Source organism: Glutamicibacter ardleyensis (assembly GCF_014644555.1).
GTDB lineage: Bacteria > Actinomycetota > Actinomycetes > Actinomycetales > Micrococcaceae > Glutamicibacter > Glutamicibacter bergerei.
Genome location: NZ_BMKX01000006.1, coordinates 238,284 through 260,548, shown reverse-complemented (window position 1 = coordinate 260,548; position 22,265 = coordinate 238,284). Strand labels below are relative to the sequence as shown.

At 54.7% G+C, this 22,265-nt stretch carries 20 protein-coding genes; 16 read left to right on the top strand and 4 right to left on the bottom strand.

Annotated elements, in window-relative coordinates; genetic code table 11:
- Positions 1–9 precede the first annotated feature (9 nt).
- On the top strand, positions 10–675 hold the full coding sequence (locus IEX04_RS12925) for a pentapeptide repeat-containing protein (protein ID WP_188686129.1): 666 nt from the start codon (positions 10–12) through the stop codon (positions 673–675).
- Between the two features lies 1 nt (position 676).
- Here IEX04_RS12925 and IEX04_RS12920 read toward each other — a convergent pair whose 3' ends face one another.
- On the bottom strand, positions 677–1,612 hold the full coding sequence (locus IEX04_RS12920) for a LysR family transcriptional regulator (protein WP_188686128.1): 936 nt from the start codon (positions 1,610–1,612) through the stop codon (positions 677–679).
- A 78-nt stretch (positions 1,613–1,690) separates the two neighbouring features.
- On the opposite strand from IEX04_RS12920, the gene IEX04_RS12915 reads away from it, so the two are divergent.
- A complete protein-coding gene (locus tag IEX04_RS12915; protein WP_188686126.1) occupies positions 1,691–3,430 on the top strand; it encodes an FAD-binding protein in 1,740 nt (579 codons plus the stop codon).
- A gap of 80 nt (positions 3,431–3,510) precedes the next feature.
- On the opposite strand, the gene IEX04_RS12910 is transcribed toward IEX04_RS12915, so the two are convergent.
- Positions 3,511–5,193, bottom strand: a complete 1,683-nt coding sequence (locus IEX04_RS12910) for an ABC-F family ATP-binding cassette domain-containing protein (protein WP_105673941.1) — start codon at positions 5,191–5,193, stop codon at positions 3,511–3,513.
- 116 nt (positions 5,194–5,309) lie between these two features.
- Between IEX04_RS12910 and IEX04_RS12905 the strand changes: the two genes are divergently transcribed.
- From IEX04_RS12905 to IEX04_RS12895, 3 genes are all read left to right on the top strand, one after another.
- A complete protein-coding gene (locus tag IEX04_RS12905; protein ID WP_188686124.1) occupies positions 5,310–6,224 on the top strand; it encodes a DUF6578 domain-containing protein in 915 nt (304 codons plus the stop codon).
- Positions 6,225–6,394: 170 nt separating this feature from the next.
- Positions 6,395–8,992: an esterase-like activity of phytase family protein gene (locus IEX04_RS12900; RefSeq protein ID WP_188686167.1), complete on the top strand. Its 2,598-nt coding sequence runs from the start codon at positions 6,395–6,397 to the stop codon at positions 8,990–8,992.
- 102 nt (positions 8,993–9,094) lie between these two features.
- A complete protein-coding gene (locus IEX04_RS12895) occupies positions 9,095–9,826 on the top strand; it encodes a Type 1 glutamine amidotransferase-like domain-containing protein (protein ID WP_096254689.1) in 732 nt (243 codons plus the stop codon).
- A gap of 132 nt (positions 9,827–9,958) precedes the next feature.
- On the opposite strand, the gene IEX04_RS12890 is transcribed toward IEX04_RS12895, so the two are convergent.
- Positions 9,959–10,318, bottom strand: a complete 360-nt coding sequence (locus IEX04_RS12890) for a hypothetical protein (RefSeq protein WP_096254690.1) — start codon at positions 10,316–10,318, stop codon at positions 9,959–9,961.
- Between the two features lie 218 nt (positions 10,319–10,536).
- Between IEX04_RS12890 and IEX04_RS12885 the strand changes: the two genes are divergently transcribed.
- Complete coding sequence (locus IEX04_RS12885) at positions 10,537–11,619, top strand: PLP-dependent cysteine synthase family protein (protein WP_229677138.1); 1,083 nt, start codon at positions 10,537–10,539, stop codon at positions 11,617–11,619.
- Here IEX04_RS12885 and IEX04_RS12880 read toward each other — a convergent pair.
- Positions 11,616–12,230: a DUF2249 domain-containing protein gene (locus IEX04_RS12880; RefSeq protein WP_096254691.1), complete on the bottom strand. Its 615-nt coding sequence runs from the start codon at positions 12,228–12,230 to the stop codon at positions 11,616–11,618. The genes IEX04_RS12885 and IEX04_RS12880 overlap by 4 nt on opposite strands.
- 134 nt (positions 12,231–12,364) lie before the next feature.
- Here IEX04_RS12880 and IEX04_RS12875 point away from each other — a divergent pair, with 134 nt between their 5' ends.
- From IEX04_RS12875 to IEX04_RS18860, 10 genes are all read left to right on the top strand, one after another.
- A complete protein-coding gene (locus IEX04_RS12875; protein WP_188686122.1) occupies positions 12,365–13,144 on the top strand; it encodes a YggS family pyridoxal phosphate-dependent enzyme in 780 nt (259 codons plus the stop codon).
- A gap of 83 nt (positions 13,145–13,227) precedes the next feature.
- Complete coding sequence (gene poxB, locus IEX04_RS12870; protein WP_188686119.1) at positions 13,228–14,952, top strand: ubiquinone-dependent pyruvate dehydrogenase; 1,725 nt, start codon at positions 13,228–13,230, stop codon at positions 14,950–14,952.
- Positions 14,953–15,048: 96 nt separating this feature from the next.
- Positions 15,049–15,798 (top strand): YggS family pyridoxal phosphate-dependent enzyme, encoded by a 750-nt coding sequence (locus tag IEX04_RS12865; RefSeq protein ID WP_096254694.1) that lies wholly within the window; start codon positions 15,049–15,051, stop codon positions 15,796–15,798.
- Positions 15,795–16,613 (top strand): PfkB family carbohydrate kinase, encoded by an 819-nt coding sequence (locus tag IEX04_RS12860; RefSeq protein WP_096254695.1) that lies wholly within the window; start codon positions 15,795–15,797, stop codon positions 16,611–16,613. The genes IEX04_RS12865 and IEX04_RS12860 overlap by 4 nt, the downstream gene beginning before the upstream one ends.
- A gap of 445 nt (positions 16,614–17,058) precedes the next feature.
- Positions 17,059–17,289, top strand: a complete 231-nt coding sequence (gene nrdH, locus IEX04_RS12855; protein ID WP_096284911.1) for a glutaredoxin-like protein NrdH — start codon at positions 17,059–17,061, stop codon at positions 17,287–17,289.
- Positions 17,290–17,354: 65 nt separating this feature from the next.
- Positions 17,355–17,837, top strand: a complete 483-nt coding sequence (nrdI, locus tag IEX04_RS12850) for a class Ib ribonucleoside-diphosphate reductase assembly flavoprotein NrdI (protein WP_188686117.1) — start codon at positions 17,355–17,357, stop codon at positions 17,835–17,837.
- A 2-nt stretch (positions 17,838–17,839) separates the two neighbouring features.
- A complete protein-coding gene (gene nrdE / locus IEX04_RS12845) occupies positions 17,840–19,978 on the top strand; it encodes a class 1b ribonucleoside-diphosphate reductase subunit alpha (RefSeq protein ID WP_188686115.1) in 2,139 nt (712 codons plus the stop codon).
- 213 nt (positions 19,979–20,191) lie between these two features.
- The gene (nrdF, locus tag IEX04_RS12840) at positions 20,192–21,166 is read left to right on the top strand and encodes a class 1b ribonucleoside-diphosphate reductase subunit beta (protein ID WP_096284905.1); all 975 of its coding nucleotides are present in this window, start codon (positions 20,192–20,194) and stop codon (positions 21,164–21,166) included.
- Positions 21,167–21,375: 209 nt separating this feature from the next.
- Positions 21,376–21,858, top strand: a complete 483-nt coding sequence (locus tag IEX04_RS18865) for a helix-turn-helix domain-containing protein (RefSeq protein ID WP_229677137.1) — start codon at positions 21,376–21,378, stop codon at positions 21,856–21,858.
- A partial coding sequence (locus IEX04_RS18860; protein ID WP_308422422.1) for an IS3 family transposase occupies positions 21,813–22,265 on the top strand: 453 nt, incomplete at its 3' end. The genes IEX04_RS18865 and IEX04_RS18860, both read left to right, overlap by 46 nt.

Below are 22,265 nucleotides of genomic sequence, written 5' to 3'. Positions count from 1 at the left end.
AACCTAGGCATGGCCCGTGGAAAGACAATCGGGGCTGCCCCGCGTATCAGAGACTTCCAACTACCTGACCTTGAGGTAGGAACGATTGAAGACCTGTTGGGTGGTGGATACGTTGAGGTACTTCATTTCACCGGCTTTGATCAGTCCCTACTAGATTTGACCGATGGCCGGCTCGAAGATTGCCTGTTCTCAGAGATGAATATCGGCGAGCTGTCCATGCGTAATGCGCGGTACATTCAATGCGAATTTAAACAGCTCAGTGCACCGATTCTTGATGGGGCGGGTGCAACGCTCAACGATGTGCGCGTGTCTCATAGTCGTTTCGGATCCGCAGATCTCTCAGACTCATCGATTGACTCGGTGGTCTTTGAGCATTGCAAATTTGGCTGGGTAAACCTTCGCACGGCACAAGTGCGCGATGTTGTTTTTCGTGATTGCAGTTTTGACGAAATAGATCTTCAACTAGTTAAGGCACAGCGCGTCAAATTTGAGAATTGCCGTACCGGAGCATTAAATGTTGAACGCGCCGGCCTTGGTGCAGTTGATTTGACCGGCCTTGAAATTGTGCAAGTCCAAGGCATCGAGGGGTTACGTGGTGCGATGATCAGTGAACAGCAACTGATGTCACTATCTCACGAGTTTGCCGCTCACCTTGGGATAAAAGTTATGGGCTGAGTTAGCCACTGACCTGCAAACTAGTGATTCGCGATTGCCGTGAGGCGAGCTGGCTAGCGGTGTGAAGAATGATTTCCTGCATGGCCGCTGCCGCGCGAGTTAAGCTGACGTCCTTGCGATGGGCCAGCCCAATGGTTCGCGTCAATCGTGGATTTTGAAGCGCGACAGCGGTCAGCCCGGGACGGTCCACAAGTACCGTGGCTGGCACAATTGCCACCCCTAGCCCAACCTCAACAAAACGTAGCACCGCATCCATTTCGCCGCCCTCTAGTACCACGTTCGGCACGAGATTTCGTGAACGGTAGGCATCCATGGTGCTTGCTCGTAGGTCATAACTTTGCGAAAAAACGATCTGCGGTAGTTGTGACAGGGATTTTAGATCAATGGATTCTTTCCCTAGAAGCCGTGGGTTGTTGCTGGAGTCGATGACAACTAATTCTTCGGTGAGTAACGGCAGGCTTTCCAAGTTTTTCTGTGCGACTGCGTGTTCCGAAGTGACGATCAGTGCAAGATCCAGTTGCCCTCCGTCTAGCTCATCTAACAGGTTTTTTGAGCCTGCTTCGCTCAAATGAAGTTCAATGCCGGGGTACCGGCGATGAAATACGCCAAACACTTCGGCTACCAGCGACACACACAAAGTAGGCGGAGCGCCTAGTCGCACACGACCCTTGCGCAGACCGGCTAATTCAGCCATTTCCAAACGGACGTTTTCTTCATCTGCAAGCATTCGCCGTGCTAGTGGTAGTAACGCTTCGCCGGCTGCGGTCAGCGAGATATTCCCTCGTGCTCGATGGAAGAGTTCTGATCCGAGATCCTGTTCGAGGCTCGCAATCTGGCGACTTAGGGAGGGTTGCGCCAGGTGCAATTCTTCGGCTGCGCGCGTGAAGTGCCCCACTTCGGCGATAGTAGTGAAGCCACGCAATTGCTCTAGATTCATACTGCATAGCGTACTGCTATCGAAACGATGATAATAATTCATTGGACGCATGATACTTTCGCGCGGAAGCTTGAAAGCATGAACACATACACCAGCAAAGAACAGCAGATTTCGACCACAGTCTTGGTTATCGGCACCGGCGGATCCGGGTTACGTGCAGCCATCGAATTAGCCGAGCTCGGCGTGGATGTGCTGGCAGTGGGAAAACGTCCGCGAAATGATGCCCACACCTCCCTGGCCGCAGGCGGAATCAACGCCGCATTAGGCACCATGGATGACGAGGACAGCTGGCAGCAGCACGCGGCTGACACCATCAAGGAAAGTTATTTCCTCGCAGATCCTCGCACCGTGCAAACGGTAGCCCAAGGAGCACAGCGAGGCATCGAAGATCTAGAGCGCTACGGCATGAACTTTGCCAGAGAAGAAGACGGTAGAATTTCTCAGCGCTTCTTTGGTGCGCATAAATTCCGGCGCACCGCTTTTGCCGGCGATTACACCGGCTTAGAAATCCAACGCACCCTCATCCGGCGGGCCGAGCAACTCGACATCCCCATCTTGGACACCGTATACATCACCAGATTGCTGGTCAAAGACAACCAAATTTTCGGCGCCTACGGGTTCGACCTCAACAACGGAACCCGATACCTCATCCATGCAGACTCGGTGATCTTGGCCGCCGGCGGGCACAACCGGATTTGGCGTCGCAGCTCCTCGCGCCGAGACGAAAACACCGGCGATTCATTCCGCTTGGCCGTTGAAGCCGGCGCCCGCCTACGCGATCCGGAATTGGTCCAATTTCATCCCTCGGGCATCATCGAACCAGAATCGGTCGCCGGAACATTGATCTCCGAGGCGGCTCGCGGCGAAGGGGGCATCTTGCGTAACGCCTTGGGCGAACGCTTCATGGAAAACTACGATCCGCAACGTATGGAACTATCCACTCGTGACAGGGTGGCATTGGCCGCCTATACAGAGATCCGCGAAGGCAGAGGAACTGCTAAGGGTGGTGTTTGGCTCGATGTTTCTCATCTGCCACGAGCTGTGATTATGGACCGTTTACCGAGGATCTACCAAACAATGCTCGAAGAACAGATGCTCGATATTACCCGTGAACCCATTGAAATCGCACCTACCGCGCACTACTCAATGGGTGGGGTCTGGGTTGACCCCTATGATCATTCAAGCGAAGTGCAAGGATTGTATGCCATTGGCGAGGCTTCTAGCGGGCTACACGGAGCCAACCGGCTAGGTGGTAACTCCTTGATTGAACTCTTAGTCTTTGGACGCATAGTGGGCCAAGCTGCCGCGAAGTACTCGCAGTCCCTAGAATCTCAGCCTCGAAGTCGTGAAGCTATCGATACCGCACGAGCGGACATTGATCAGCTGCTTGCCAGTGACGGAGTGGAAAACGTCCGCGCTTTACAGCGTGCCATCCGCGATCTGATGACTGAGCACGCTGGGGTAGTTCGTGACGAACAAGGCCTGCTCAGCGGCCTGAAAAAACTTGACGAGGTGGAAGCGCGCATGGCCAACGTAGGCATACATCCCGATATCGCCGGTTTTCAAGATCTTGCGCACGCATTCGATTTGAAGTCCTCAGCGCTTTCGGCTCGGGCCACTTTGGAAGCAGCCTTGGAACGACGTGAAACTCGTGGATGCCATAACCGAAGCGACTTCCCAAACATGGATCCAGAATTGCAGGTCAATCTTGTTTGGTCAGCGAAGTCGGGAATAACTCGGGAACCCATCGTAGAAGTCCCTGAGGAAATCGCCGAGCTCATCGAAGAGGTTTCCAGCGCCGGCAAACTGGTTGAATGATCGATCCGCTTAAACAGTCGCCCACGAATACCTGGAAGGTATTCGTGGGCGACTGTTTTACGGGACCAACTAGTGGTGAACTAGCGATCTCGTTCTACACGCTTTTCGTCCCATACCGGAGTATCGGACTCGTAGACCTTGCCGTCGGAACCGAAGACGAGGAAGCGGTCGAAGGATCTCGCAAACCAGCGATCGTGTGTCACCGCGAGCACGGTGCCCTCAAATGAGTCGATGGCACGCTCCAGTGCCTCACCAGAGTGCAGGTCCAAGTTATCGGTCGGTTCATCGAGCAACAGTAAGGTCGCTCCGGAGAGTTGCAAGAGCAAAATCTGGAAGCGTGCCTGCTGTCCACCAGAGAGTGACTCAAATTTCTGCTCGGCTTGGCCAGCTAATCCATAACCATCCAACGCCCCCGAGGCAGCCTCACGGGCCATACCGGAACGGTGTTCGTCACCGCGATGCAAGATCTCCAGCAACGTGCGGCCAAAGAGATCAGGACGGGTATGAGTCTGAGCGAAATAGCCAGGGCGGATGCGAGCCCCAAGTTTGACCGAACCTTCATGGGGTACCTCGGCTAGTTCGACGTCCGAAACGGGAAGGTGTTCGCGTTCCGGATCGGTACCGCCGGCCGCTAAGAGGCGCAGGAAGTGTGATTTTCCTGAACCGTTGGACCCCAGCACCCCCACACGGTCACCGAACCAGATTTCATTGCTAAAGGGTTTCATCAAGCCGGTGAGTCCGAGCTTTTCGGCGACTACCGCGCGCTTGGCGGTACGGCCACCCTTCAAGCGCATCTGTACATTTTGTTCCAGTGGGATAGCTTGGGGTGGACCAGCCTCTAGGAATCTGTCCAACCGTGTTTGCGCAGCATGGTAACGGTTGGCCATGTCGGAGCGGAATGCGGCTTTGGTCTTGTACATGATGACCAATTCCTTGAGCTTGGAATGTTCTTCATCCCAGCGCTTGCGCAGTTCTTCGAAGCGCTCATTACGTTCCTTACGTGCCTCGACGTAAGATCCGAATGAACCGCCATGGATCCACGCAGTGGCACCTCCATGACCTGGTTCTAAGGTAACTATTCGGGTGGCCGCGTTGTTCAGCAACTCGCGATCGTGGCTAATGAAGAGGACCGTTTTGGGGGAGCGAGCCATCATCGCTTCAAGCCAACGCTTGCCCGGGACGTCGAGGTAGTTGTCAGGCTCATCAAGGAGTAGCAAGTCGTCGTTGCCTTCAAAGAGGGCTTCTAAGACGAGACGTTTTTGTTCGCCGCCGGATAAGGTGCGTGCCAAGCGTTCTTCTGCCTTATCAAAAGGTATGCCAAGCGCTGCCATGCAGACTTTGTCCCACGTGGTTTCGAGCTCGTAACCACCGGCATCACCCCAGGCAATGATCGCTTCGGCGTAGCGCATATGAACTTTTTCATCATCGCTCACCAGCATCTTGGCTTCACAAGCCGAGACCTTGGCAGCAGCAGCGGCTAGCTCCGGAGCGGCCGTTGAAAGTAGTAGATCCTTGACCGTAGATTCATCGCGGACCTGCCCGACGAACTGACGCATGATGCCCATCGAGCCCGAGCGGTTGATGGCACCTTCATCGGCCTTCAGATCACCGGAAATGATCTTGATCAAGGTAGTTTTGCCCGTGCCATTAGGACCGATCAACGCGGTTTTGGAACCCGCACTGACCTTGAAAGTGACTCCGCCCAGCAACTGTGTGCCATCGGAGAGGAAGTATTGGATTTCGGTAACGTCGATATGTGCCACCAAGCCATCCTAACCGTGATTGGCTTTGAGACTCATTTGAGCACAGCGGACAGGCTAAGCGGAGGCTGGAAGTTTTGGCTATATCCCGCTTGCCCTTCAGGCACTAGATTGAGTACATGCAGATCAAGGCAAATATCGATGGCTGGGCTCACGCCTGTTGCGGTCCGGCGTTTAGTACTGGAGACACCGTTGAATGGGTGATGGCGCAGCTGCGTTCGCCGCGGGGCGAGGTGAGCTTCGAACTAGATGATCATGACCAGCTCAGCGATTCGGGTGTCCCGGTTAGCTCGGTGACAGCCCGAATTGTGTCCATTGAGCTTGTAGATAGACACTACGTCGCGGCCATCGGCGATCCGCGTCAAATGATTGCATCCGAGGAGCCTGCCCGGATCACGGAAGTTATCCATATCCCCGCGGGAACGGACTTTGACCACGATTCGATCATCGTCTGCTTAGACGTTCTAGATCCTGCTTCGCTTCCACCGGTTCATGAATGGGACCCGCAAATGGAGTTCGAAGTTCCCGACGAAATTGAGCAGCAGCGTTCCGCTCGAACCGCCAGTTACCAGGAGTCCGAACTTCGAGAACAATTTGCCAAACTTCTCGAGCGGTTAACAAAAACCTATGAAACTGTGGCCTCCGTACGCTTTGATCAGCTAGGTAACGCCTCGTTGGTCCCCACCAATGAAGAAGCCGCATCTGTTCACTGGATTCTGGAATTTGCGACGGACAAGCCGCGGATCATCGCAGACATCGCGCAAGCCGAATGGGAATTTGAACTCGATGAACAACACATTGACCTGCTCGGGCAGATCATCGAGGCAGCAGCCAGAGGGCAGATTACCGACCGCCGTCGTGGATGGCGGATGAAGGCGATGTTCATGGAAATGGTGATCGAACTTGATTCGGGTCAGAAGCTTAAACAGCACCAGAAAATCGAAGGCTACTTCGGCAAGGGAAACTTCGGCATCGTCGGGTCGATGGGAGATCGTATGGAACGTGGAAATCATCGGTATGCGCCCTGGCGGTAGGACATAGGTGGAGGACATCGGTACCCCGATTCGCTTTGCACATGTTCGTCTCGGTTAACTTCGAATTCATCAGCTGGTAGCTATGGTTTGCCAATCTTAGGAGGGCATTGCAAGCAAACACTAAGCATTATGGGGGAACAACTCACGTGAATCGAGCTGCAAGAAAATCAGTGGGCGTCCTCGCCGCCGCGATTGTGGTCGGTGCTGCCGGTATTGCACCATTAACTTTGGCGGACACTGCAACCGCGGAGTCAGGAAACTACTTTGAGCGCATCTCCACCTATCCGGTTTACCAGAACCATCCGGAGGGCGTAGCGGCTGAAACTGCCTCGGAAATTTCCACCGTCTCCGAGGACGGGAAAACGCTGATCTACTCGGACGCGCTGTCGCGTCAGGTTGGATTTCTGGATATTTCTGATCCGTCCAACCCCCAAGGGCTGGGAACACTTGCACTACACCAGCTCGGTAGCCCGGAAGACGAACCCACCAGTGTTGCCGCGTACGGTGACTTCGTTTTTGTCGTAGTAAATACCTCGGAAAGCTATGCGAACCCTTCGGGGCGGGTTGACGTTGTGCGCATCGCCGATCGTAGTCTGGTCCGCAGCATCGAGCTTGTAGGGCAGCCGGACTCGATCGCAATTTCTAAAGACGGCGCCTACGCCGCGATAGCCATTGAAAACGAACGTGATGAGGATGCTGGCGACGGCGGCCTGCCCCAGGCTCCAGCTGGATCCGTCCAGATTCTTGACTTGGTCGGTGCCGAACCCGACGGGTGGAACATTCGCGAAGTAGCACTCACCTCAGGAACCCCAGAAAAGCCCGACGCATTGCCGATCCTTACCGAAGCCGGAATTGACACCCCACAAGATCCGGAACCCGAGTACGTCACCATTAATGCCAACAACCAATTGGCGGTAACCCTCCAAGAAAACAACGGCGTGGTCTTGATCGACCTGCCCAGCGGCAAAATAACCAAGGCTTTTAGCGCCGGCAGCGTTGATCTCAAAGATATTGACATTGAAGAAGACGGAAAACTAGATCCTACCGGGTCACTGCAGGACGTGCCGCGCGAACCAGACGCCATCGGCTGGATCCAGGACCGCTACCTAGCCACCGCCAACGAAGGGGATTGGAAAGGTGGAAGTCGCGGTTTCACAATTTTTGATTCCCACACCGGAAAAGTTGCCTGGGATGCGGGAAACAGCTTCGAGCACCTTGCACTTTCTCAAGGTCTGTTCCCGGAGAAGCGTGCAGGCAAGAAGGGGACCGAGCCAGAAGGCCTAGCCGTCGAGACCTTCAACGGCGTCGACTACCTATTTGTTGCCTCCGAGCGCGGCAACTTTGTGGCCGTCTACGAACTGAGCGATCCCACCAGCCCCAAGTATCTCCAGAGCCTGCCAACTACCAATGGGCCAGAAGGAATCCTCCCGATTCCCGGTCGTGATCTGCTGGCGATAGCCTCGGAAACCGATGAAGCCGACAAGGGTGTGCGTTCTGCGATGACACTATTCAAATTCGGGGCCACCGGCGCTCAGTTCCCAACCATCGAATCCGACATTGAAAATCTGGTGCCTTTCGGCGCATTGAGCGGCCTGAGTGCCAACCCAGCACAGCCGCACAAGCTTTTCGCGGTCAGCGACAGCGCGTATGAACCTCGTATTTACTCAATCGATACCCAGAAGTCTCCCGCGTTGATCGAAAGCTCCATACCCGTCACCCAGGATGGAGCTCCCGCCAGCCTCGATCTGGAAGGTATTGCAGCCCGCGCCGACGGTGGATTCTGGGCTGCCCACGAGGGTAAGGAAGGCACAGAAAACGCGCTGATTCGGATCGATGAAGCAGGTGCGGTCATCGACGAAGTGTCACTGCCAGAAGATGCGGTTGCTCAGCTAGAAGGCCAAGGACTCGAAGGAGTGAGTGTTCAGGGCAGCGGTGAACAAGAAGAAGTCATCTTTGCTCTGCAACGAGAAGTTCCGGGCGAGGACTTCGTTCGGATCGGCAAGTACACCCCAGCTAGCGCAGAGTTCGTCTGGTACGGATATCAGCTTGAACCTGCGGGTGAAGATGATTCGTGGAATGGACTCTCAGAAATCACTGGATTACCTGACGGGAAATTCGCTGTAATCGAGCGTGACAAACGCATCGGCGAAGATGCGCAATTGAAGGCCATCTATCAGTTCGAGCTCCCCGAAGTAGCTTCCGACGAGGTGACCATTCTGGACAAGTCCTTGGCAAAAGACGTCCTGCCGGTGCTCGAAGCAACGCACGGCCGCACTCAAGAGAAGCTTGAGGGGCTAACAATTTCCGGTGCTGGTGATGTTTTTGTTGTTACCGACAATGATGCCGTGGATGACGCGAGCGGTGAGACAGTATTTGCTAATTTGGGTTCCGTAAACGAGGTGTTCGGAACATCCGAGCAGCCAACCGAATCGGAGTCCCCATCGGAGTCCCCACGGCAGAGCGAGTCTCCGCAGCAAAGCGAGACTCCAGAAGGTAGCGAGCAGCCGACACCGTCGCCGGTGCCGTCTTCTTCCCTTGAAGCTACGCAGAGTCCGGAAGTTGTGGACAGCGAAAGCGAGTCGCCGCCAGCTGGAAGCTCGCAGCCAGAGCCGAGCTCGACTCCCACGGATGAGCCAGCGAAACCGGAGAGCGAGCGTCTAGCCGACACCGGCGTCAACAGCTTGTGGCTGATTCCTGTCGGATTGGTGATGGCAGGCCTTGGAGTGGCCGCTGCCATGAAGACTTCGCGGGCACGCCGGCAACGGTAGGTAGAAACTCAACAACTATCAGGGTTACTCAGGATCATCCTGAGTAGCCCTGATAGTTGGCGCTGGTGTACCGCAAGAGAGCCGCTGCGCTACGCTGATCGCGTGAGCATTTTTCTCGTGGGTGGCGGCGTACCTGATACGCCTGTATATGAGCCAATCTTGGACGCATTTGTCCAGGATGTTCTCGAGAACAGAACGCATGAGGGTGAGCCAATTCTGGCTCTGGCCCTTTTTGACTATGAGGGCAGTGGTCAACATTTTCTTCCTGCCTACTCGACACCCATAGAAGAACGTATCCCTTGTCAGATCCGGCCAGTATATCTGCGTCTCGGTAGGCCTACCGACCCTGCGAGCTTCGAGAATGTGGATGGAATTATTGTCTGTGGCGGCCCCACACCAGAGTATCTAGCCAGTTTGCGCACTTGCGCGGAGACTATTCGAGGAGCCGTAAATCGGGGGATTCCGTATATGGGGTTCTCTGCCGGCGCGATGATCGCTCCCAGAAATGCACTGATTGGCGGATATTTTTCTGACGGGATTGAAATCTGCTCGGAAGAATCCTCAGAGAACCTGAAGGAGATCACATTTGCGGACGGGCTTGGGCTGACCCCGTTTACCGTCGAGGTGCACGCGGCCCAAGCGGGGACACTGGGACGAGCCATAGCTACCGTTGAAAGAAATCTTACCGAGATGACCATGGCGATTGATGAAGACACCGCGGTTGTTGTCGAGTCGGCGAATCCATCGAATCTCAAAGTTTTGGGCGCTGGGCATGTCTGGGTTGTGACACGCAATGCGGAATCAATAAATGTGGAGCTACGCACCAGCAACTGAGCTGGTACGGAATTCAGAGCTTAAGACGTACTCGACACGAAGCGTTCAGCGGCGGCGGGCGTTGAACGCAAAAACCGTGGCCCTGAAAATCAGAACCACGGTTTTTGCGACGTTTAGGTCATGCAGACATTGTTAGTGCGCGGCACTCTTCTTGGTGCTCGCAACTACTACAGCGATGATAGCGGCAACAATGGTGCCCACTAGCAGAAGCTTGCCACTCTTGCATGAAGACTTTTGTGGAGCACCCAGTTTCTGCTGTGCGGTCTTCACTGCGCTTTCAACCGATGAACGGGTGCGCTTCGCGGCCTTTGAATTGCCGGTGACGTTTTCGATCAGGCTGGCGCCTGCGTTGCCGATAGCTTCACCGTTGACTCCGGAGATGGCGTTATTCCAAGTCTCGCGAAGATCCTTCGGGAGTTCTGCCTTGGCTGACTTCGCTAGTTTATTCAGCGATTTCTCAACTTCTTTGAAACTCTTAGCAGTCTTTGACATCTTAAACCTACTCTCGTCGAGGATCCCGGGGTTGTTACTTGTGGTAACTCGGGCCACTCAATCTACCCTAGCCAGCCTAAAGATAACTCTCAATAGCATAGGGTTTAGCTCACCGCGAACTCACAGGAAAGTGGAGCCAGCAGCGTAGCCCTGACACCTCGGTTTTTGACCAAGCCGGTGCTGATCGCAAGCCAATAGACTAGAGATAGAGTAGGTGCGTGACTGAGCAGATAAGCAAACCAAATCATTGGGTCCGGAACGCTATTGCATTGCTTGACGCGGATGCCAATCGTAGCGCCGATACCCACCTTCACGTTTTTCCCCTACCTAAAGAGTGGGGGATAGACCTCTATCTCAAAGACGAGTCGGTACATCCCACCGGGTCCCTTAAACACCGTTTAGCTCGTTCGTTGTTGCTCTATGGTTTGGTCAACGGAAGAATTGGTGAACACACCACGCTGGTGGAAGCATCCAGCGGATCTACCGCGGTTTCTGAAGCCTATTTCGCTCGCATGCTTGGGCTGCCGTTTATTGCTGTGGTCCCCAGAAGCACCAGTAGCGAGAAAATCGAACTTATCGAGTTCTACGGGGGACGCTGCCATCTGGTTGAAAAAGCAGGCGAAGTAGATCTTGCCGCTCGCCGACTGGCTGAAGAATCTGAAGGTTACTACTTAGACCAGTTCACCTATGCCGAGCGAGCAACTGATTGGCGCGGAAACAACAACATCGCGGAGTCGGTCTTCTCGCAGCTTTCCGCCGAGCGGCACCCGATCCCATCATGGATTGTCGTTGGTGCAGGTACCGGAGGCACCTCGGCAACCTTTGGCAGATATGTGCGTTACCGCCAACATGATACCCAAGTGGCCGTGGCCGACCCGGAAAACTCGTCTTTTTATGAAGGATGGCGTACCGGAAATATGAGCCACTCAACCGGCCTTGGCTCACGCATCGAGGGAATTGGGCGACCAAGCGTCGAACCCTCTTTTGTGCCCGGAGTCATCGACCATATGATCCAGGTACCTGATGCAGGATCGCTCGCTGCCATGTACCTGCTGCGGGCACATACCCGACACTGGACCGGTGGGTCCACCGGAACGAACCTCTACGCGGTCTTCCAAATTATTGCTGGCATGCTCGAACGCGGTGAGCAAGGAAGTATTGTCACGCTCATTTGTGACTCCGGCGAGCGCTATGCGAACACCTATTACAACCAGCAATGGTTGGATGAGCAAGGACTAGATCTTGCCCCGCACCGGGTGAAGCTTGAACATTTTCTGGAAACTGGACGTTTCGAGGCTTAGTCGTTCTTTGTTCGCAGCGTAGGCATAAGACCGAGCGTCTTCTTGCGCTGGTGAACCGAGAAGTATTTAAGTCCGTGTACGCCTGCCACGAAGTGTCTCCGGGAACGCGCCGGAAGGTAGAGCACGTCACCGAGATTTAAGGAGATTGAATCTATTTCGGTGTGTAAGGTGCCGGTGCCTTCAAACACGTGGATGAGCACATCAAGGTCTGGTCCGCGGTGTTCGCCGATTTCCTGGTTTGGCTGCAGCGCGATGATATTCGCGTCGAGGTCTCTGGCATCGGGTTCGAGTTTCCAGATGGCTCCGTCGAGCGTGTTTTCTTGTTCCCCTAGCCATGCGGTGTTTGTCATGATTCGTGGAGCCGGGGTGCTGGCGAGTTTGGTAATGATGATTTCCCAGTCCCCACCGATTCGTTCGGTGGCTTGCCAAGTGTAGGTGCCAGGCAGATTCCGTTCGAACTCTTTGTGCAGGTTTACCGGCTCATGATCGTTGAGCAGGCTCAGGTAGCCGCCGGCCGGTAGGGCGTTGTAAGCTGCCATGATTTTTGGGTGGCGTTCTGCTTTCGGGATGTTTCGCACATCCACTACTTGCCCGCCGGTCTGCTCGTCCATCGATACCTCCAAAGTGCTGTGTCTGAGTAGATGCTCGTCTCCAGCCTAGTAGCTCATCAGCCTTATCTGCCTAGGGGTATTACGATGAAGTGAGATTTGGAATTTTCGTCGTTAGTACTAGGAGCAGTATCTTCATGAGCCAACCAGCCTCGAATTCAAGCGCAGCGAGTTCGGCTAGTACCGTCGAGGACTTCAAAGCTAACCTCGCATCCATTCGCGAGCGGATCGCCGCAGCTGAGCTGGCCGCCGGGCGAGCGACAGGTAGTGTGCGCTTGCTGCCGGTGACCAAAACGGTACCGGAGGACCGTCTGCGTCTGGCCATTGAAGCTGGTGTGGAATGGTTGGGTGAAAACAAGGTGCAGGAAGCCGCCCGGAAAGCCGAAAATCTGGCCGATATCTCCGGACTCAAATATTCGGTAATTGGGCATCTGCAGACCAACAAAGCCAAGGACGTGGCCCGTTTTGCTCACGAGTTCCAAGCCTTGGACAACCTGCGCCAGGCTACCGCTTTGCAACGGCGTCTTGAACTAGAAGATCGCAGCTTAGACGTTTTTGTTCAAGTGAACACCTCTGGTGAAGAAACAAAATTTGGTCTGGAGCCCACGGCGGTATCAACATTCCTCAAATCCTTACCCGGGCTTGACCGTTTGCGAGTCAAGGGACTGATGACTCTGGCGATCTTCTCCACTGATCATCAGGCGGTACGCACCTGCTTCACCATGTTGCGTGAGCTACGTGATCAGGTGCGACAAGATGCGCCCGAAGGAATTGGTCTGGACGAATTGTCCATGGGCATGAGTGGAGATTTTGAGCTGGCAATTGCCGAAGGGTCCACGGTGGTTCGTGTGGGGCAAGGAATCTTTGGTGCTCGCGCGCTACCTGATTCGCATTACTGGCCAGGGTTTGCCGGATAGTCGCTAGCCAGCGAGGCGTTTTTTCTCGTAGGCTGGCGATACCAACCGGTAGAAGCCGGCCCCTTGTTTGCAGGAGGAAATTAATGCCTACCGTCGCCGAACACTTGATCGATCAGTTCTACACCCAGGGTGTTAAACGTATTTACGGAGTCCCGGGGGATTCACTCAATGGGCTGACCGACGCACTGCGGGAAAATGGGCAGATTGAATGGGTTCATCATCGCCATGAGGAAGGTGCGGCCTTCGCGGCTGCTGCCGAGGCCGAAATTACCGGAGAGCTCACCGTATGTGTGGGCTCCTGCGGACCAGGAAACCTGCACCTGATCAATGGGCTCTACGATGCCCAGCGCTCTCGGGTCCCGGTACTGGCCATCGCGGCACAGATACCCACCGAAGAAATCGGGTCGAACTATTTCCAGGAAACTCATCCGGTAGAAATTTTCCGTGGTTGTTCCGTATATGCCGAGCAGGTCTCGGATGCTAAGCAACTTCCGCGGATGCTACGTATTGCGATGCGTGAAGCAATTGAAAAGCGTGGTGTTGCGGTACTCGTCATTTCCGGTGATGTGGCCCTGTCCCAAATGGACCGTGTTCTCACCCAAGAAATCATCAAAACAAATCCGCGAGTGGTGCCCAACGAGGTGGAACTTGAACGGGCCGCGCAGCTCTTGCAGTCCTCGGCGAAGGTCACCATTCTTGCCGGAGCCGGGACCGCCGGGGCGCACGCCGAAGTCATGGAGTTGGCTGACAAGCTCGCCGCTCCTATCGTGCATTCGATGCGCGGTAAAGAACATATCGAATACGAGAACCCCTTCGATGTAGGAATGACCGGGTTGTTAGGTTTTGCCTCTGGCTTCCGAGCTATCGATGAGTGCGAGGTGCTATTGATGCTTGGCACCGACTTTCCGTATCAACAGTTCTACCCGCAGAACGCGAGCATCATTCAGGTCGATGTGCGCGGAGAGCAGCTTGGCCGCCGTACCAAGGTCGATGTCCCCTTGGTGGGTACGGTCAAAGACACGGCAGCCGCGCTCGCCGCCGTTCTGCCGCGACAGAAGAAACGTAAGCACCTAGATGACGCGTTGGCGCACTATGCAAAAACTCGCATTAAACTCGACGAGCTAGCCACCCCATCCAAGGGCAAGGCGGCCATCCACCCGCAATATTTGGCGCGGCTGATCGATCAGGCGGCGGACCCCGACGCGATCTTCACCGCAGACGTTGGTTCCCCAGTCATTTGGGCTGCCCGTTATGTGGCGATGACCGAGCAACGCCGGCTGTTAGGTTCCTTCAACCATGGGTCGATGGCCAATGCGCTCTGCCATGCGCTGGGTGCTCAGGCTATCGACCGCAACCGGCAGGTGATCGCGTTTGCCGGCGACGGGGGACTGGCGATGATGCTCGGCGAGTTGCTCACCGCGACGCAAAATAAGTTGCCTATCAAGATTGTCGTGTTTAACAACTCCTCGCTGAACTTCGTAGAACTTGAAATGAAGGCCGCAGGATTTGTCACCTACGCGACAGATCTAGAAAACCCCGACTTCGGTGCGGTCGCCAACGCCGCCGGGCTCAAGGGATACCGGGTGGAAGACTCGAATCTGCTAGAAGCCACGGTTGCTGAATTCCTTGCCTTTGATGGGCCCGCCCTCCTTGACGTGGTCACCGACAGGCAAGAAATGTCCATGCCGCCTAGCATCAAGGTGGAACAAGCTAAGGGATTCGCGCTCTACGCCATCCGAACGGTGCTTTCCGGGCGTGGCGACGAACTCTTTGACCTTGCCAAGACGAATTGGCGTCAAATGTTCTAGAACGTGAACTATGCCTATGCTTAAAGCCGGACTCGAGCTCTCGAGGCCGGCTTTTTGCAGGTAGTTTCACCAAACTGAAAGAGGCATAGGCGTTTTATGACTTCGCAACCGGCCGCAGCACAGGCGGTAACCACCGAGGATTTCTCCCGGAACTTGGCAACTGTGAATCAGAAAATCGCCGAGGCCGCATCGCGCAGTGGCCGTCAGGCCAGCGCCGTGCGACTGCTACCGGTGACCAAAACCATTGAACCTGAACGGCTGCGCCTGGCCATCGAAGCCGGTGTGCAGACGCTGGGGGAGAACAAGGTTCAAGAAGCGCTAGCTAAATCCGAGGAGTTCGCTTCCGAATATCCGACGCTACGCTACGCGGTTATTGGGCCGCTGCAAGCAAATAAGGCAAAGTTCGTGGCACGCTTTGCCCACGAATTTCACGCTCTGGATTCGCTGAAACTTGCCCAGACCCTGCAACGCCGCCTTGAGCTTGAAGAGCGCACCCTAGAAGTTTTTATCCAGGTCAATACCTCCGGTGAGGACAGCAAATCAGGTATTGCCGCCGGCGAGGTGGCCGAGTTGCTCGAAGCTATCGCACCGCTGGACCGCCTGGTCCCGCGCGGATTGATGACTATGGCTGCTAACACCACCGACGAATCAACTATTCGTGCAAGCTTCGCGTTGCTTCGCACTACCTTAGAAGAGTTGAGGGATTCCGGTGCACCGGAAGGATTTGATCAGCTCTCCATGGGCATGAGTGGTGACTTCGAACTGGCTATTGAAGAAGGAGCCACCGTAGTGCGAGTAGGCCAGGGAATCTTCGGAGCCCGCAGCTACCCCCAGGCATCGGCGTGAGCGGCTTCGAACTAGATGCTCGCCCCGTAGCCGCCGTGGTGCTCAGCTCTCAGCTAGCCTATGGCGCCGTGGGAAATAACGTCATCGCACGGATGATCGAGCGAGCAGGCCACCGAACAGTGGCGGTACCTACCGTGCTCTTAAGCAACCTGCCGCATTACCCGACGGTTTCCGGTGGTGCAATCAGTGACCAGTGGCTCTCCGGCATCTTGACTGACCTGCTGGACCGCGAGGCCTTAGCTCAAGCAAGCTACGTTGTGGTCGGCTATCTTGGGTCGCCGAGCCAAGCACGGATCATTGCCGAATGGTTCCTTGCTGCGCGCGGCCGCTACCCGCAGCTTCGGCTGATCCTGGATACCGCATTTGGGGATTCGGATGTTGGTCTTTATGCCAGTGAGGAAGTCGCTGCCAGTTACGGAGAATATCTGATTGAGCATGCGTGGCTGATGACTCCGAATGCCTTCGAACTGGAGCTGCTCACCGAGTCAAAAATCCATGATGAGCAAGACGCTGCTAACGCGGCCTTGGATTTGATGGATGCCGGACCCGACCACGTGATCGTAACCTCCGCTCCCACCGAGGACGCCGATTTTATCGGTTGCCTGTTAGTTATCGATGAGGAGAACCTAGAACAGTTCGACACTGGCCGAGTCCAGACCGAGGCAAAGGGGGCAGGAGACTGCTTCCTGGGCATGCTTACCGGTGCCTTGCTCAGTGACGTCTCACTGATCGATGCAGTGGCCCAATCGGTCGCCGGGACTTCCGAAGCCCTGTCCGGGGTACACCCTGCCTTCACTGTGACTTGCGCCGAATAGGTGTTACCCACAAATCGTGTTTTACCGCGCCAAATGTCGGAAGGTGGGCGGACACTACATGTAGGGCACAAGAAATGTGGTCCGTCTAGACAGACGAAGCTGAACACGCCGAGGAACATCTCACATGAAGAATTTTTAAACCACATTGACCATTCCCAAGGTTGTGGACAAGTTTTGGTCGTCCGCGGGAAATCGCGGTTTAAATGACGGTTAATATCCACAGCTCCTGTGGACTGGCCGGTGGATGAATGACATACTTGTAATACATCATCTAGTGGCTACTTGACCGACCAAACACAAGATGTAGTATTGAACCCGTTGGTGAGTGAAACACCGAAAACACCCCAGAGACGATATTTTGGGGCATCCGCGAGGATGGCCGGGAGCGCCGAAAATGGTGCAGTCCGAGCCAAAACAAGGACTTTTAATAAGGGGAAACAGGCAAATGGCAATCACCGTTTACACGAAGCCGTCCTGCGTGCAGTGCAACGCTACATACCGCGCTTTGGACAAGCAGGGCATCGAGTACAACAAGGTAGACATCTCGCAGGATGCCGCCGCCCTGGAGCACGTACGCGGCCTTGGCTACCAGCAGGCTCCGGTTGTTATCACCGACAACGATCACTGGTCGGGCTTCCGCCCAGACAAGATCGCTACCTTGGCAGTAGCCAACTAGTCGGCAGTCGGACCCCTTGCGGGTCCAAAGAATTATCTCGTCGAGCATCTCGCGGAGGCGAAAAAATGCCACCAGCAGCAGTTGCCGATTATCGGCAGAACGCTGAGGCGAACGAGGCCACGGTGACCACCGATACCACGTTGATCTATTTCTCCTCGGTATCGGAGAACACCCGGCGCTTTGTTGAAAAATTGAATGTCAGTGCGGCTCGCATTCCGGTTTTTCCAACTGAGCCGCAACTGATCGCCACAGCACCGTATGTGTTGCTAATACCAACCTACGGTGGTGAACGTGGAAAGCGTTCGATCCTTCCCCAGATCATGAAATTTCTGGGTCATGAAGCAAACCGCGCAAACTTGCGCGGAGTGATCGGCGCAGGGAATACGAACTTCGGCGAGTACTACTGCATCGCAGCTAAGAAAATTGCGGCCAAATGCAACGTACCCGTTTTATACACATTCGAACTTATGGGAACGCCAGAAGATGTTCTCAACGTCAATGAAGGGCTTGAAACCTTTTGGGCACCAGCGTCGCACAAGAAGAAGTAAAGATGACCGAGACTAAAGAGCTCCCCGCAAATATGCAGGGTCTGAGCTACAACGATCTGAACGCCATGCTGAACCTTTACGGTCCAGACGGCAAGATCCAATTCGAGGTGGACCGCTACGCAGCCCGCCAGTACTTCTTGGATCACGTTAATAACAACACCGTCTTCTTCCATGACCTGGATGAGAAGCTCGAATACCTGGTGAAGCACGAATACTACGAGCGTGAAACTCTCGATCAGTACTCGATGAACTTCATCCGAGATCTGTTCAAGCGCGCCTTCGCTAAGAAGTTCCGCTTCGAGACTTTCCTCGGTGCCTTCAAGTTCTACACCTCGTACACGCTGAAGACTTTCGACGGCAAGCGTTACCTGGAACGATACGAAGACCGCGTCTGCATGGTGGCTCTTCACCTGGCACGTGGCGACGAGCAGTTGGCTACGAGCCTGGTTGATGAAATCATCGGCGGCCGCTTCCAGCCTGCAACCCCTACCTTCCTTAACGCCGGTAAGGCGCAGCGTGGCGAGCTTGTCTCCTGCTTCCTGTTGCGCATCGAAGACAACATGGAGTCCATCGCTCGTGCGGTGAACTCCTCGCTGCAGCTGTCCAAGCGTGGCGGCGGCGTCGCACTGTCGCTGACCAACCTGCGTGAGCACGGCGCACCGATCAAGCAGATCGAGAACCAGTCCTCCGGTGTCATCCCAGTGATGAAGCTTCTCGAAGACTCCTTCTCCTACGCTAACCAGCTCGGTGCACGCCAGGGCGCCGGTGCGGTGTACTTGAACGCCCACCACCCAGACATTCACCGCTTCTTGGATACTAAGCGTGAAAATGCCGACGAGAAGATCCGCATTAAGACCCTCTCCCTTGGCGTGGTCATCCCCGACATCACCTTCGAGCTTGCCCGCAAGAACGAAGACATGTACCTCTTCAGCCCATACGACGTGCAACGCGTCTACGGCGTGCCATTCAGCGAAATCTCCGTTACCGAAAAGTACGAGGAGATGGTCGATGATTCGCGCATCAAGAAGACGAAGATCAGTGCCCGCGAGTTCTTCCAGACTCTGGCCGAGATCCAGTTCGAATCCGGTTACCCGTACATCATGTTCGAAGACACCGTAAACCGTGAGAACCCAATTGAGGGTCGCATCACGATGTCGAACCTCTGCTCGGAGATCTTGCAGGTATCTTCGGCTTCCGAGTTCGCAGATGACTTGAGCTACTCAAAGGTTGGCAAGGACATCTCTTGCAACCTTGGCTCGATGAACATTGCCAAGGCTATGGATGGCAAGGACCTTGAGGGTTCAGTCGATATCGCCATTCGCGCATTGAGCGCCGTCTCGGACATGTCCTACATCGGTTCGGTGCCATCGATTGCTGACGGAAACAAGAAGTCGCACGCCATCGGCTTGGGCCAGATGAACTTGCACGGCTTCCTGGCCCGCGAGCACATCTACTACGGCTCCGAAGAAGGCATCGACTTCACCAACATCTACTTCTACACGATCCTGTTCCACGCATTGACTGCGTCGAACAAGATTGCCATGGAGCGCGGCGAAACCTTCGACAACTTCGAAAACTCGAAGTACGCATCCGGTGAATTCTTCGACAAGTACACCACTCAGCAGTGGGCTCCGGCCACCGCGCGAGTGAGCGAACTCTTCGACGGAATCCACATTCCTACCCAGGAAGACTGGAGTGCGCTGAAGGATTCGGTCATGAAGCACGGAATCTACAACCAGAACCTGCAGGCTGTGCCGCCAACCGGTTCGATCTCGTACATCAACAACTCGACCTCCTCGATCCACCCGGTCGCAGCGAAGATCGAGATCCGCAAGGAAGGTAAGATCGGCCGCGTGTACTACCCGGCTCCTTACATGAACAACGAGAATATCGACTTCTACGAAGACGCTTACGAAATCGGCTACGAGAAGATCATCGACACCTACGCCGCTGCAACCCAGCACGTAGATCAGGGCCTGTCCCTGACGCTGTTCTTCAAGGACACCGTGACCACTCGTGACATCAATAAGGCGCAGATCTACGCATGGCGCAAGGGCATCAAGAGCCTGTACTACATCCGCCTACGCCAGCTTGCGCTGGAAGGCACCGAGGTTGAAGGCTGCGTCTCCTGCGCACTGTAATACCTCAAGTTTGTGACCGGTTAGCTGGTCATTAACATCACGCAACAGCTGCCGCTTGGTCTGACCAAACGGCAGCTGTTGCGTATGAAATACCACGTCAGAGCGTCACAGATTTGACAATAACTTTATGCTTGGCTGCATCTGTAGAGTTCGAAAGAACGGTAGAGTTGTAAGCAAAGTTCTTAACACGATTTAGCGTTTCGATGAGGGGCAATGACCGAGAAGATTAAGCTCGCCAACAAGGTTGAGGCAATCAACTGGAACCGCATCCAGGATGATAAAGACGTAGAGGTTTGGAACCGTCTCGTTAACAACTTCTGGCTACCGGAGAAGATTCCACTGTCCAACGACATTCAGTCGTGGGGGACTCTGACCGAGGCCGAGAAGCTGCTCACCATGCGCGTCTTCACTGGCTTGACCCTGCTCGATACCCTGCAGGGCACCGTCGGCGCGGTCTCGCTGATCCCGGATGCGCTGACCCCTCACGAAGAAGCCGTGTACACCAACATCGCCTTCATGGAATCGGTGCACGCAAAGAGCTACTCTTCGATCTTCTCTACCTTGGCTTCCACCAAGGAGATCGACGAAGCTTTCCGCTGGTCCACGGAGAACGTGAACCTGCAGAAGAAGGCTCAGATCATTGAGAGCTACTACCACGGTGAAGATCCACTCAAGCGCAAGATTGCTTCGACTTTGCTCGAGTCCTTCTTGTTCTACTCGGGTTTCTACCTGCCAATGCACTGGTCCTCGCACGCGAAGCTGACCAACACCGCAGACCTGATCCGTCTGATCATCCGTGATGAAGCCGTTCACGGTTACTACATCGGCTACAAGTTCCAGAAGGGACTTGAAGGAGCCAGCGAAGAGCGCAAGCAGGAGCTGAAGGACTACACCTTCGAGCTCATGTACGAGCTGTATGAAAACGAAGTGCAGTACACCCATGATCTCTACGATCCGGTTGGCCTGTCCGAGGACGTTAAGAAGTTCTTGCACTACAACGCCAACAAGGCTCTGATGAACCTGGGCTACGAGGCAATGTTCCCGGCAACAGTCACCGACGTTTCGCCGGCGATCCTTGCGGCGCTGAGCCCGAATGCCGACGAGAACCACGACTTCTTCTCCGGCTCCGGTTCCTCCTACGTCATCGGTAAGGCAGTAAACACCGAAGATGAGGACTGGGACTTCTAGTCACCAGCTAAAAATGGCTCCGTTATCCAACGGGGCATGTGGGATTTCAAACTTGTAGTCGTTAGGGCTGCCTAACTTAGCCATCGAGAATGTGCAGCACAAGGCACGCTTATTAAGAACGCAACTTGTAGTAGTAAGGGTCCGGCTCCTGAACTGCTCCCCAGAAGTTGGACTGAGAAATCAGTAACCAACATCTGGGGAGCTTTTCAATGCGCGCAAGAAGCACATTAACCGAGCAACAACGAGAACAACTAGTCGACCTCTTCGAAGAAGGCTTAGGCTATACAGCTGCCTCATCCGAACTACGAGTTAAGCAAGCACCCGTTCGCCGTCTTTATCGAAGCTGGCGGCTTCATGGCAGGCTATGTCTTATGGAAAAACGCACGAAAGCCGTCTATTCATTTGAGCTCAAGAAGGAAATCGTTGACCGACATGCGACCGGCGAAACGACGATGGATCTTGCGAAAGAGTTTAATCTCAGCTCACACAAGTTGGTTGAGAGATGGGCTAAGCAACATCGTGAGGGCGGCGATGAAGCGCTGATGCTCAAACCTAAGGGCAGGCCCAAAAGCTCCGAAAAACCAGTGGCCTTGACTGAAGAAGACAAGCTACGTCGCGAGCTCAAGCGTGTTCAAGCGGAAAACGCATACCTAAAAAAATTGCGGGACTTGAGGAACCAGGGGCACGCCTGAAAACGCTGGCGATCGCAATCCTCAAGCCTGACCACGATCTAGCTGACCTGCTCAAAGCAGCAGGGCTGGCCAGATCAACGTATTTCTACCATGCGCAACGACTCACCAAACCTGACAAACACCAGAAGCTCAAAGAAGACATCCAAACAATCTTCGCCAAAAGCAAACGTCGGTTCGGTTATCGCCGAGTGCGAGTCGAGCTGGTGAAGATGGGTTGGAAGGTGTCCAAGAAATTGGTCTGGAAGCTGATGGATCAGCTGAACCTGAAATCCAAGGTCCGGATACGACGCAAGTACTCCTCCTACAAAGGGAAAACTAGTCACATCGCGGAGAACCTACTCAAACGCCAGTTCCAAACCAACACGGCGAACACCAAGTGGGTCAGCGACGTGACCGAGTTCCGGGTG

Bases quoted from the DNA above. Each gene is read 5' to 3' on its own strand.
- IEX04_RS12925 (WP_188686129.1), top strand. From the start codon at position 10: ATGGCCCGTGGAAAGACAATCGGGGCTGCCCCGCGTATCAGAGACTTC.
- IEX04_RS12920 (WP_188686128.1), bottom strand. From the start codon at position 1,612: ATGAATCTAGAGCAATTGCGTGGCTTCACTACTATCGCCGAAGTGGGG.
- IEX04_RS12915 (WP_188686126.1), top strand. From the start codon at position 1,691: ATGAACACATACACCAGCAAAGAACAGCAGATTTCGACCACAGTCTTG.
- IEX04_RS12905 (WP_188686124.1), top strand. From the start codon at position 5,310: ATGCAGATCAAGGCAAATATCGATGGCTGGGCTCACGCCTGTTGCGGT.
- IEX04_RS12890 (WP_096254690.1), bottom strand. From the start codon at position 10,318: ATGTCAAAGACTGCTAAGAGTTTCAAAGAAGTTGAGAAATCGCTGAAT.
- IEX04_RS12880 (WP_096254691.1), bottom strand. From the start codon at position 12,230: ATGGACGAGCAGACCGGCGGGCAAGTAGTGGATGTGCGAAACATCCCG.
- IEX04_RS12875 (WP_188686122.1), top strand. From the start codon at position 12,365: ATGAGCCAACCAGCCTCGAATTCAAGCGCAGCGAGTTCGGCTAGTACC.
- poxB (WP_188686119.1), top strand. From the start codon at position 13,228: ATGCCTACCGTCGCCGAACACTTGATCGATCAGTTCTACACCCAGGGT.
- IEX04_RS12865 (WP_096254694.1), top strand. From the start codon at position 15,049: ATGACTTCGCAACCGGCCGCAGCACAGGCGGTAACCACCGAGGATTTC.
- nrdH (WP_096284911.1), top strand. From the start codon at position 17,059: ATGGCAATCACCGTTTACACGAAGCCGTCCTGCGTGCAGTGCAACGCT.
- nrdI (WP_188686117.1), top strand. From the start codon at position 17,355: ATGCCACCAGCAGCAGTTGCCGATTATCGGCAGAACGCTGAGGCGAAC.
- nrdE (WP_188686115.1), top strand. From the start codon at position 17,840: ATGACCGAGACTAAAGAGCTCCCCGCAAATATGCAGGGTCTGAGCTAC.
- nrdF (WP_096284905.1), top strand. From the start codon at position 20,192: ATGACCGAGAAGATTAAGCTCGCCAACAAGGTTGAGGCAATCAACTGG.
- IEX04_RS18865 (WP_229677137.1), top strand. From the start codon at position 21,376: ATGCGCGCAAGAAGCACATTAACCGAGCAACAACGAGAACAACTAGTC.